The sequence below is a fragment of the Streptococcus infantis genome (assembly GCF_047463315.1).
Taxonomy (GTDB): Bacteria; Bacillota; Bacilli; order Lactobacillales; family Streptococcaceae; genus Streptococcus; species Streptococcus infantis_AB.
On the sequence record NZ_JASHEB010000002.1, the window covers coordinates 51,119 to 62,935 of the forward strand.

Annotated in this window: 12 protein-coding genes; 3 read left to right on the top strand and 9 right to left on the bottom strand. The window is 39.6% G+C overall.

Annotation, left to right across the window (positions count from 1 at the left end):
• Nucleotides 1-24: 24 nt before the first annotated feature.
• The 7 genes from QM857_RS02230 to rlmD all read right to left on the bottom strand — a co-directional run bounded on the left by QM857_RS02230 (nucleotide 25) and on the right by rlmD (nucleotide 7,389).
• Nucleotides 25-195: a hypothetical protein gene (locus QM857_RS02230; RefSeq protein WP_000442253.1), complete on the bottom strand. Its 171-nt coding sequence runs from the start codon at nucleotides 193-195 to the stop codon at nucleotides 25-27.
• Nucleotides 195-701, bottom strand: coding sequence for a dihydrofolate reductase (locus tag QM857_RS02235; protein WP_235083886.1), 507 nt, complete (start codon nucleotides 699-701; stop codon nucleotides 195-197). Before QM857_RS02235 ends, QM857_RS02230 begins: the two co-directional genes overlap by 1 nt.
• A gap of 127 nt (nucleotides 702-828) precedes the next feature.
• Nucleotides 829-1,347, bottom strand: coding sequence for a Dps family protein (locus QM857_RS02240; protein ID WP_414274926.1), 519 nt, complete (start codon nucleotides 1,345-1,347; stop codon nucleotides 829-831).
• A 146-nt stretch (nucleotides 1,348-1,493) separates the two neighbouring features.
• A complete protein-coding gene (locus QM857_RS02245) occupies nucleotides 1,494-3,275 on the bottom strand; it encodes an ABC transporter ATP-binding protein (protein ID WP_414274927.1) in 1,782 nt (593 codons plus the stop codon).
• 10 nt (nucleotides 3,276-3,285) lie between these two features.
• Nucleotides 3,286-5,022: an ABC transporter ATP-binding protein gene (locus tag QM857_RS02250; RefSeq protein ID WP_414274928.1), complete on the bottom strand. Its 1,737-nt coding sequence runs from the start codon at nucleotides 5,020-5,022 to the stop codon at nucleotides 3,286-3,288.
• Between the two features lie 123 nt (nucleotides 5,023-5,145).
• Nucleotides 5,146-5,904, bottom strand: coding sequence for a triose-phosphate isomerase (tpiA, locus tag QM857_RS02255; RefSeq protein ID WP_414274929.1), 759 nt, complete (start codon nucleotides 5,902-5,904; stop codon nucleotides 5,146-5,148).
• A gap of 117 nt (nucleotides 5,905-6,021) precedes the next feature.
• The gene (gene rlmD, locus QM857_RS02260) at nucleotides 6,022-7,389 is read right to left on the bottom strand and encodes a 23S rRNA (uracil(1939)-C(5))-methyltransferase RlmD (protein WP_414274930.1); all 1,368 of its coding nucleotides are present in this window, start codon (nucleotides 7,387-7,389) and stop codon (nucleotides 6,022-6,024) included.
• A gap of 55 nt (nucleotides 7,390-7,444) precedes the next feature.
• Here rlmD and QM857_RS02265 point away from each other — a divergent pair, with 55 nt between their 5' ends.
• The 3 genes from QM857_RS02265 to QM857_RS02275 all read left to right on the top strand — a co-directional run bounded on the left by QM857_RS02265 (nucleotide 7,445) and on the right by QM857_RS02275 (nucleotide 9,629).
• The gene (locus QM857_RS02265) at nucleotides 7,445-8,221 is read left to right on the top strand and encodes an aminoglycoside 3'-phosphotransferase (RefSeq protein WP_414274931.1); all 777 of its coding nucleotides are present in this window, start codon (nucleotides 7,445-7,447) and stop codon (nucleotides 8,219-8,221) included.
• Nucleotides 8,222-8,231: 10 nt separating this feature from the next.
• Entirely contained in the window at nucleotides 8,232-9,008 is a 777-nt protein-coding gene (recX, locus tag QM857_RS02270; RefSeq protein ID WP_414274932.1) for a recombination regulator RecX, read from the top strand.
• Between the two features lie 87 nt (nucleotides 9,009-9,095).
• Nucleotides 9,096-9,629 (top strand): DUF402 domain-containing protein, encoded by a 534-nt coding sequence (locus QM857_RS02275; RefSeq protein WP_004252157.1) that lies wholly within the window; start codon nucleotides 9,096-9,098, stop codon nucleotides 9,627-9,629.
• A gap of 70 nt (nucleotides 9,630-9,699) precedes the next feature.
• Here QM857_RS02275 and QM857_RS02280 read toward each other — a convergent pair whose 3' ends face one another.
• Both QM857_RS02280 and QM857_RS02285 read right to left on the bottom strand, forming a co-directional pair.
• The gene (locus QM857_RS02280; protein ID WP_006150335.1) at nucleotides 9,700-10,467 is read right to left on the bottom strand and encodes an epoxyqueuosine reductase QueH; all 768 of its coding nucleotides are present in this window, start codon (nucleotides 10,465-10,467) and stop codon (nucleotides 9,700-9,702) included.
• Nucleotides 10,468-10,534: 67 nt separating this feature from the next.
• Complete coding sequence (locus QM857_RS02285) at nucleotides 10,535-11,734, bottom strand: MFS transporter (protein ID WP_414274933.1); 1,200 nt, start codon at nucleotides 11,732-11,734, stop codon at nucleotides 10,535-10,537.
• Between the last annotated feature and the right edge of the window lie 83 nt (nucleotides 11,735-11,817).

The window sequence follows — 11,817 nt, forward strand, 5'->3', positions numbered from 1 at the left end:
TTCCGTTCTAATTATTCATTCTCTCTAAAATAAGGTCATATAAAAAGCATGAATGCTATTCACCAAGTTTGTAAAGGCATTAAGCCAAAGTAGAGTAGCAAGTCCAAAGCGCTTTTTACGAAAAGCGTGTGTTCCAGCTACAAAACAGACAGCACACAAAAGAGCTGTAAAAAATCCAAAAATACTACGCTCCATTAGACTTCCTTTCTCTTTCTATATTCGATGGTAAAATCATAGGCATTTTTCTCATCTCTAGTATAAGATTTGCTTGCAACAGTCTCAAAAACAGTCAAGTCAAAATCTTCCGGAAAAAAAGTATCCCCTTCAACTTGAGCATGGATTTGTGTCACAATAATTTCATCGAGATAAGGTTCAAAAAGCTGAAAAATCTGCTTACCCCCAATGATATAGAGATTTTTATCCTGGTTATGGTACCAGTCTAAAACATCCTCAACATTTTGGAAAACCAGAGCACCCTCAATTGACTCTTCAACATTACGCGTCAAAATCAGAGTCTCACGTCCTGGAAGCAAACGTCGTCCCATTCCATCAAAGGTGACACGTCCCATCAAGATGGCATGATTCAAGGTTGTTTCTTTAAAATGTTTTAACTCTGCTGGCAAATGCCATGGTAAGCGATCCTCTTTTCCGATTACACCCTTTTCATCTTGGGCCCAGATGGCTACGATTTTCATTGTCATGCTTTCATCCTTTTTATTGATAGTTCTATTTTATCAAAAATCTTGAAAAAAGACTGTTTTGGAATGCCCTCCGAAATAGAAAAAATCCGTAGAAACTTTCTACGGATTTTTGACAAAATAGAGTATCTTACAAACCAGGTGCTTGTCCTAATTCTGCTGCAAGCATCCAGACAGTTTTTTCAAGGTCTGCCTTAGCACCAACGAAGATATCATTGGTTACATCATCACCTTCCTCATCAGTTACATCCAATGCTTTTTGGAAGAGTGTGATGAGGTAACGATAGATAGATAGAACACGCTCTAAACTTTCTTCTACGTTACGGAATTCTCCAACTTCTTCTTCGATTTCACTGTGTTGAAGGAATTCTGTCAAAGTAGAGTATGGTTTGCCACCAAGTGTAATCAAGCGTTCGCTGATTTCATCAAGGTAAGCATCTAGACTATCCATGTATTCATCCATCTTAGGATGCCATACCATGAATCCACGTCCACGCATGTACCAGTGTACTTGATGAAGAGCGATATGTGCCACGTACAAGTCAGCTACGGCTTGATTCAAAACTTCCTTTGTATTTACTAGCGCTTCTGCCGCTGGTTTAGTTAATGTTGCTACATCTTTTACTGCTTCTTTTTTCAATTCTACCATCTTTCTCACCTCATTATTATTTTTTGTAACCATCTTTATTGATTACTATTTTAGTATACTACTTCTCGAATACGATATCAAGGAAAGTGTACTATCTGAGAAAAGTCTTAATAGACTGATAATTTAAGAATAGGAAACTGTAATTTTTAGTTGTTTTCTGTGTCTTTACCAGAAAATTGACTTTGATAAAGGTCATAATAGAAACCCTTTGCAGCTAGGAGACTTTCATGATTTCCTTGTTCGATAATCTGCCCATCTTTCAGCACCAAAATCTTATCAGCTTCCTGAATTGTCGAAAGACGGTGAGCAATGACAAAGCTTGTTCTTCCCTTCATCAAACGCTTCATAGCTTTTTGAATCAAGAGTTCTAAACGGGTGTCAACTGATGATGTCGCTTCATCAAGGATTAGAATTTTTGGATTGGCTAAGAGGGCACGCGCAATGGTTAAAAGCTGTTTCTGACCAAGAGAAATATTACTTGACTCTTGGTTCATCTCCATGTTATAGCCCCCAGGAAGAGTGCGGATAAAGTGGTCTACATTAGCAGCCTTAGCTGCTTCAATGATTTCCTCATCTGTTGCTTCAAGGTTCCCAAATCGAAGATTTTCCTTGATACTGCCTTCATAGAGCCAGGCATCCTGCAATACCATCCCAAACTGTCGACGATAGTCCTGACGAGACAGGTCACGAATATCTTGACCGTCCACTAAAATAGCTCCAGCAGTTACATCATAAAAACGCATGAGAAGGTTAATTAAGGTTGTTTTTCCTGCTCCAGTTGGTCCTACGATAGCCACCATCTCTCCTGGTTCAACATCCAGATTGAAATTGCGAATCAATGGTTTATTTTCCACGTATTGGAAATCAACATTCTTGAAGCTAACCTGACCTGTCAATGGTGCCAGTTCTTTCACTTCAGCAGTTTGGGCTTCTTCCTGTTCATCCAAAACTTCGAAGACACGATCAAGCGAAGACTTAGCACTTTGCATTTGTCCCGCTAATTGAGTGATATTTTGGATTGGTTGACTAACCTGCCACACATACTGAACGAAAGCTTGCATATTACCAATGGTTAAGCGTCCTGCGATAACCTGCAATCCACCTAATACTGCAACAATTAAGTAAGTTAAATCCGATACAATATGAAGGGCAGGCATCATCAAACCTGAAATGAAGCTAGCCTTGAATCCAACTTGTTGCAATTCATCCGTAATCTTTTCAAATCTCTCTTGAGATTTCTCTTCACGTCCGAAAAGTTTAAGAACATTGAAACCAGTCAAGCTTTCCTGTACAAATCCATTCATACTTCCTAGAATGGCTGCCTGCTGTTTAAAGTATGGTTGCGAACGATTCAGAATTGTTTTAGCCCCAAAATAAGTTATCGGAATCGACAAGATAACAATGATGGCCAACTGAAGATTTAGATAGAGGACCATTCCCATAACAAAAAGAATGGTAAAAACAGCATTGACAATCTGTAAGAAGGATTGTTGAAGGGCATTTGAAACAGTTTCAACGTCACTGGTAAATCGACCTAATAAATCACCAAACTGGTGCTTGTCAAAGTAGGACACAGGGATGCGATTGATTTTTTCGCTCATTTCATTTCGCAAATCCTGTATCATGGACTGCACCGCATTGGTCATAAAGTAGTTTGAATAATATGACCCCAACTCATAGAGAAGACCACGCAAGAGATAAATCACTAGAATTACTGCAATATAGCTAGTATTAATGCCTGCTCCTGCAACACCATTTGCCATGGCAAGAAGGTTACTGGTTAACTCAGTGATAGCAAGCCCCAATACGAATGGCTCGATAACACTCATAATGACGCTGACTATTTTCAAGAAAACTGCAAAGAAAACAGAGAAACGGTAGGCTTTTAAATAGCTCCATAGACGAGCTAGACTAGATTGTTGTTTCATCCTTTACCTCCTATTCTTCTGTTAGAGACGCATTTTTCAACTGCGATTCAGCAATTTCTCGATAGATGTCATTGGTTTCCATCAATTCTTCATGACGCCCACGACCAACAATTTCACCCTTATCAAGGACGATAATCTGGTCAGCATCCATGATAGTTCCAACACGTTGAGCAACAATCAATACCGTAGCATCTTGTGTCACTTCCTTGAGACGACGGCGCAAAATAGCATCTGTACGGTAGTCCAAGGCTGAGAAAGAATCATCAAAGATATAGATATCTGGACCCTTGATGACTGCTCGTGCAATCGACAAACGTTGTTTCTGACCACCTGATAGGTTGCTTCCGCCTTCTGCCAGATGCGTCGCAAAACCTTCTTCTCGACTTTCGATAAAGTCTTTGGCTTGGGCCACATCTGCTGCTTGGTGCAAGTCCTCATGACTGGCATCCTCTTTCCCGTAACGGAGATTGTCTGCGATAGTCCCAGTAAAAAGCAAGGCCTTTTGTGGAATAAATCCAATCTTCTGACGGAGTGATTTGAGACGGTAATCCCGGACATCAACACCATCGACCTTGATTTTCCCTAGCGTAACATCGTAGAAACGAGGAATCAATTGAACTAGAGTAGACTTACCTGACCCAGTTGAACCGATAAATGCAATGGTTTCTCCCGGTTTAGCAGTGAAGGAAATATTATGCAAAACAGGGCTTTCTGTTTCCCCAGGATAGGCAAAGGTCACATTATCAAATTCTAAATAACCATGAGTTTCTGTTTCTTGAATTCCACCCTCGTTTGGATCAATGGAAATTGGCATATCCATGATTTCTTTCAAACGCTCACTAGATACAGCTGTTCTAGGATACATGGTGAAGAGGTTTGATAAGAATAGGAAGGACAAGAGAGCATGGAAACTATACTCGATGAAGGCTACCAAATCACCAATCTGCAAACTGCCGTGCTTGAGGGGATCAAGGGCAAACCAAACGATAGCCACAATCATAGCGATAATGATTTGCACAAATAGCGGTTCTGTCAAACCTGTCAATTTGAATAAACGATTCGAATTGTCCGCATAGATAGCATTTTTCTCTTCAAAACGTTTTTCTTGGAAGTCTTCACGAGCAAAGGCACGTATGACACGCAAGCCCATCAAATTCTCACGGACATACTGATTAATCTTATCCAGTGTTTTCTGTTGCTTTTCAGATAAGGGGCGAGTTTTGACCGCCACATAAATGACTACTACAGCCAGAAAAGGTACGGAAAAAGCGACGATCCAGGCTAGTGAAGGACTCGTCAAGAAAATCATGAGAATACTCGACAGCATCATCATGGGAGTGATAACACCCAACTTAAGCGTTTGTTCCGCAAACTGCATGAGGACAAAGGCATCACTGGTGATACGAGTCACCAATGAAGAAACACCAATTTGTTCATATTCGTGATGAGAATACTCTTGTAATTTAGCATAAACATCATTTCGCATGTCCTTAACCATACTGGTGGTCAGTTTACTAGCAGCATAGGCTAGAACAACCCGCCCAAATGTCCCCAAGACGATAATAACCAACATTACGATAGCCCAAAAATAGAGCTTTTCTTCATTACCTTGATTAATCCCCTGGTCAATCATGCGAGCAAGAACAGTCGGTAGCCCAAGATTGACAATAACAAAGAAAATAGCTCCGAAGAAGTCTAACACTAACCACTTGGGATAACGTTTGAGATAAGACCAAATATAAAGCATAATTCTCCTTTCTTTTTCATTCAAAATGCAGAAAAGAGCGTGCTTTCGCACGCCTTTTTACTAAAAAGAAGACAGGCAGTCTTGACCTCGAAGGAGGAACTGTCTGTCTCAGATATTTGAAGCTTATTTTACAAAGTCAAGCAATGCCAAGAAGCTTTCTGGATCAAGTGATGCACCACCAACAAGAGCTCCGTCAACGTCTGGACAAGCCATGTATTCTGCAACGTTTTCAGGTTTAACTGAACCACCGTATTGAACACGTACTTTATCAGCTACTTCTTGACCAAAGTCAGCTGCTACAACGTCACGAACAACTTTACACATTTTTTGTGCATCGTCTTGTGAAGCTGATTTACCAGTACCGATAGCCCAGATTGGTTCGTATGCGATTACTGTTGAAGCTACTTGTTCTGCAGTCAATCCAGCAAGAGCAGCTGAAACTTGAGCACCTACGAATTCTGCTGCTTTACCAGCTTCGTAAGTTTCAAGGCTTTCACCACAACAGATGATTGGAAGCATACCGTTTGCAAAGATTGCTTTTGCTTTTTTGTTGATGTCTTCATCAGTTTCGTGGAAGTAGTCACGACGTTCTGAGTGACCGATAACAACGTAGTCAGTACCGATTTCTTTCAAAACTTGTGGGCTAGTTTCACCAGTGAAGGCACCAGCATTTTCAAAGTAAGTGTTTTGTGCAGCAACTTTAAGGTTAGAACCTTTAGCAGCAGCAAGTACAGTAGTCAAATCAACTGCAGGAGCTGCGATACCTGCTTCAACAAGGTCTGATGAAGGAAGTTTTGATGCTACAACTTCAACGAATGCTTTTGCTTCTTCTGGGTTTTTGTTCATTTTCCAGTTACCAGCGATAAATGGTTTACGTGACATTTCACATACCTCTTTTTTCATTTTATTTTCTACTTATTTTATCATAAATAGAGGGAGCTTGCAAATTTTACTCTGTAACTAGAAGTCTTCTTTTCAAATACTTTCCAGTCGTCATTTCTATTTAGAGTCTGGCTTTTTCCTGGTTAATTTGACCACTGCTTCTGTCCTAGCCGTGTGCGGAAACATATCAACCGACTGGATATAATGCATGTCATAGACCTCCATCAATCTGACTAAATCACGTGCCAAGGTAGATACATTGCAGGAAACATAGACCATCTTTTCAGGAGCGTATTTGACGATGGTATCCAAGAGCTTGTCATCTAAACCGGTACGTGGCGGGTCCACAATCAAGGCATCCGCACGATAGCCTTCCTTATACCATCTAGGGATAATCTCTTCTGCTGTACCTGCCTCATAGTGGGTATTACTATACCCCATACGCTGGGCATTTGCCTTAGCATCCTCGATAGCTTCAGGAATAATATCCATCCCCCTCAGACTTTTAACTTTTTTGGCAAAGGCAAAGCCAATAGTACCAACACCACAATAGGCATCAATCAGATGGTCATTCTCATTTACGTCCAAGGCCTTAACGGCTTCACTATAGAGAATTTCTGTCTGTTCAGGATTGAGTTGGTAAAAAGCTCGAGGTGAAAGAGAAAATTCATAATCAAGAACACCTTCGCCTATACTATCTTGGCCCCAAATAATCTCAGTCTTGTCCCCATAAATCTCACTAGTTTTAGCAGTATTGGTATTGACTGCGACAGTCACTACTTCAGGATAATCCTTGACTAGGTCTTTCACAAATTGAGTCAGATTCAATTGACGATTGGTCACAATGATAATCTGGACTTGCCCAGTTTTCCGTGCTCGACGAACCATGATGGTCCGAACCCCAAGGATTTTCCGTTCATCCGTAATCGGAATTTGATGGTAAGTCAAGAGTTCAGCGATGCGATTAGCAATTGCTTGCGTCTCCTTGTCTTGAACAAGACAGTCCTTTAACTCGACCAAATAATGGGAATTCTGAGCATACAAACCTGCCTTGACTTGACCTTTAAACTTTCGTGTCTGAAATTGTAGTTTAGCCCGATAATATTTTGGTTTCTGCATGCCAATAGTTGGTCTAATCTCAAAGTTTTCATAACCTGCAGGGGCAAATTTCTTCAGTGCTTGATGGAGAAGATCTGTCTTGAATTCCAACTGCTTGTCATAGTGTAGGTGCATAATTTGACAGCCTCCACACTCATTATAAATAGTACAGTCTGGAACCACTCGAAACTTAGATTTTTTATTGACCTCAAGCAGTTTAGCCTCAACGTAGTTACGCTTAACAGAAGTCACCTGACAATAGATATCTTCACCCTTGAGAGCACCTGGGACAAAAACGAGGGTTTTCTGATAAAATCCGATACCTTCCCCGTTAATCCCCATGCGCTTGATTTTTAATGGAATTTTTTGTTTGACTTTAAGACTCATAAGTCTATTATACCACGTAGTTTCTCAATGGTTAAGAATATGTTACAATAAAACCATGAATACAGAGACATCTCATTTTTCCCCATTGGATTTTCCTGAGCAATTACGAACCTATATAGAGGGGGCAACCCTTTCTGACAGCTCTTCTCATTCAAGAGCAACGGTTCTCTATCTTGACTCAGGTTACTACTTGAAAATAGATCGAAAGGGACGTTTAGAGCGAGAAGCTAGCATTGCGAATTGGTTTGAACAAGAAGGAATAGGAACTCCAGTCATCCACTATCTATCTACAGATAAAGACTATCTTCTGACGAAAGAAGCTATTGGTCATAATGCACTCGCTTTTTTAGACCAGCCAGAAAAAATCTGCCGAACAATGGCAGAGGCTCTTAAAAAGCTTCATAACTTAAACCCACAAAATTTTCCTTCAGAAAATCATTTAAAAGCCTATAAAGAAAGAGCCTTTAAAAAATATGAAAAAGGGGCGTTCTATGTCAAGGAGCTCCTACCCCAATTCCAGATTAACAGTCGCGAAGATGCCTTCCAACTCATCCAAGAACAAGGGCATCTTTTAGAAACAGATACCTTTATTCACGGAGATGCCTGTCTACCAAACTTTATTCTTAAAGATGCCAGCCATTTCTCTTGTTTTATTGACCTTGGTTTGGCTGATTTTAGTGACCGACATATCGATCTCTTTTGGGCAGTTTGGTCCCTAAACTATAACCTGAAGGACCCTAAATACGCTGAACTATTTCTTGACTATTACGGGAGAGAACAGGTCGATATCAATAAACTTCGACTCGTTGCTGCCTTTGAAGTATTCGGATAAAAGGAAAACCATGAAAATCACAAAACTAGAAAAGAAAAAAAGACTCTATCTGCTAGAAATTGACAAGGAGCAAACCTGCTATATTACAGAGGATACCATTGTTCGCTTTATGCTGACCAAGGATAAGGAAATTAGTCCAGAGGAGTTTGCAGAAATTCAGACCTTTGCACAATTTTCCTACGGAAAAAATCTAGCGCTCTACCACTTATCTTTCAAGGCTCGCACTGAAAAAGAAGTCAGAGATTATCTAAGTAAACATGAAATCGATGAGAACATCATACCCAAAGTCATCCAATCTCTAAAAGATGACAACTGGATAAATGACCGTCAGTATGCCTATGCTATTATCAACTCCAATCAACTATCTGGCGACAAGGGAAGCTATATGTTGATACAGAAAATCTCTCAAAAAGGAGTTACTAAATCCATTATCCAAGAAGTCTTACAAGAATTTGATCTGACGGAAGTCGCAGAGCGTACAGCCGAAAAACTACTGAAAAAATATCAGGGAAAATTGCCTGCTCGCGCTCTACAAGATAAGATTATCCAAGGCCTAACCAATAAAGGTTTTTCCTACTCGGAAGCTAAAACAGCCTTTGACCAACTGGATAGCCAGGTAGAAGAGGAAACCGTTCAGGAACTAATCTTTAAAGAGTTGGATAAACAATATCGAAAATATTCGCGTAAGTATGAAGGATACGAACTCAAGCAGCGTTTGACCCAAGTTTTAGCACGAAAAGGCTACGATTTTTCGGATATAGCCAGCGCTCTCAGAGAATATCTTTAATTTTTTCATGAAAAACTAAGAACTTTAAACAAAAATGTGATACAATAGTAAACGATAAACTTATAAATTGTAGAAAGTTGGTTAGTTATGAAACTTCCAAAAGAAGGCGACTTTATTACAATTCAAAGTTATAAGCATGATGGGAGTCTTCACCGTACTTGGCGAGACACCATGGTACTAAAAACAACAGAGAACGCTATTATCGGCGTCAACGACCACACACTTGTTACCGAAAGTGACGGTCGTCGTTGGGTAACTCGAGAACCGGCTATTGTTTACTTTCACAAAAAATATTGGTTTAATATCATTGCCATGATCCGTGATAATGGGATTTCCTACTACTGCAACATGGCTAGCCCATACTATCTAGACGAAGAAGCTTTAAAATACATCGACTATGATTTAGATGTTAAAGTTTTTACAGATGGTGAGAAACGCCTCTTGGACGTTGAAGAATATGAACGTCATAAGCGTAAGATGAATTATCCTGATGATTTAGACTATATTTTGAAAGAGCATGTTAAGATTCTTGTTGATTGGATCAACAACGAACGAGGCCCCTTCTCAGAAGCCTATGTCAATATTTGGTACAAACGCTACGTAGAACTAAAGAATCGGTAAAGTTGTCAAACTAGGGTGTCTGCCCTAGTTTTTTTATAATCAAAAAACCTGTCTTAAGGCAGGTTTTCGTTTAAATATCTAATTTCGTAACGGTAAATTTGATATGGGAATAATCTTTCTCGATATCCTTATCTACCATAAAGGCTGTTGCATCCTTCTTGACCTGCACCAAGTCGATATTCTGGGCTTGAGCTGCATAGACACAACCACAGTAACATTGACGATAGATATCATATTCTTCACACATCTCTACAGAACGTTTGTAACCTTGGTTTTTCTTAAAGTCACTCGGAAGATAATGAGTGGTGTAGATTTTTTGCACATCAATCCCGATACTATTGATGGTTTGTGAATTTTTGTGAGGACTGATGGTTAGGGCTGAACCAAAGTAGTCAAACCCTAAATCCATAGCCACCTGCGCTGTCTTGTCCAAACGATAGTCAAAACAAACCTTGCAACGATCGCCACCTTCAGGTTCTTCTTCCAAACCTCGAACCAGTTTACGGTATTCATTGGGTTCATAAGGTGCTTCTAGATATTGGACGTTGTTGCCAGTTCTCTCATTAAAATCACTGACAAACTTCTTGGTCACATAAGCACGCTTGTGATATTCTGCCTTGGGATGGATATTGGAATTAGCAAAATAAATGGTCACATCGGCATACTTAGTCAAGTACTCTAAAGTGTAGGTACTGCAGGGAGCACAACAGACGTGCATGAGAATAGTTGGTCTTTCTTCATTTTTTTCCCAAACTTGGACCATCTTTTGCATGACACGGTCATAGTTGATCTTTTGATTGGGATTCATCTTGCTTAGAATTTCTTCTACATCAATCATGCTCTTCTCCTTTTCTTCTTGTTATTTTATCACAAGAAGGCTCTTTGGGCAAATAGGGTTTCGTGCTTTATTCAGTTTTTAAGTCCTGATTTAATAGCTTGCCCATCCTTGTCAGACCGATTATTAATATAGGATAACTTAAAAGTAAGATAAGGCCTAGAACTAAAAAGACAGCTACAAGACCCCAACGATCAATCAACCAACCTGTCAGTGGGAAAATGATAATCATAGATAAACTAAAGAGCATAGAATTGATACTAAGCATAGTTGCTCTTACACTGGACGGTAAATAGCCTTGTAAGTCATTAAAATAGATTGGTTGATAAACTGCATAGAGTGTATCGGTTAAAAGATACACGAGAAGAAAAGCAAAGGGAGTTCCAGAAAACACCAATAGTAAGGCTAAACCCGTTAGTGCAACAAGAGTCGGAAAAACTCGATTGCTATTCCATTTTTTACCAATTTGACTAGCTACATAAACTGCTATAAGATTTAAGCCACTACCAATCAGCATGACCAGCGATACCTGCCATCCTGCCAAGTCACTAATTTTCTGCTGATAGTAAAAGTAAAACATGCACATCAGTGTTCCGACTAGCTGATAAGTCATCATCCAATAAAAGAGTACTGGCTTTTCATGCCATTCTTTTCGAACTTGGATGACAATCGTTTTAAAGGTTAAGCTTTCATTTTTTTCTCTCTTTGCCATTGGTTCTTTCATAAAATAAATCAAGATTATTGAAAGAAAAGATAATCCAATAGCAATTAGATAAGTCCAAGCAAGTGCTCCGTGAATAAAGAATCCTGCCACAACTGTACCTAGGGTTCGGGTGACTTCTGCCACACCAGACAAAAAGCTAGAAATCTGAAGATAACGGTCTTTTTGACCCGCTTCAACCGCCGAATCATATAAGAAAGCGGTGCTGGTTCCCGAGTCAAAATTATAGGACCAAGCACTGACCATCATGGCAAGAGCATAGATCCAAAAATTCCCCTGACCAAATAAAATCAAGATAGAGGATACAATACTGGCCAAACGAGCCAAATAGAGATTGGTCTTGTAGCTAAATCGATCAGCCAACATACCAGAAGGGATCTCACACAAGAGACTTGTTCCATGAAAGATACTTTCTAAGAGACCGATTTGAAGTAAGGAAAGACCATTCTGAATGAAAAATAGAATCCAAAAACTGGTAATTCCAAAATAAGATGTAAATTCCAGACCTGCTAGGAGTGGAATATTGCGTTTGTAAGTTCTTTTAAACATTGTTTTCTCTCTTTCAATATGTATTATGACTGTTTCTAAAAGACTTACTTAGATTTGCCTACATTTTCTCCACCTCTTTCATT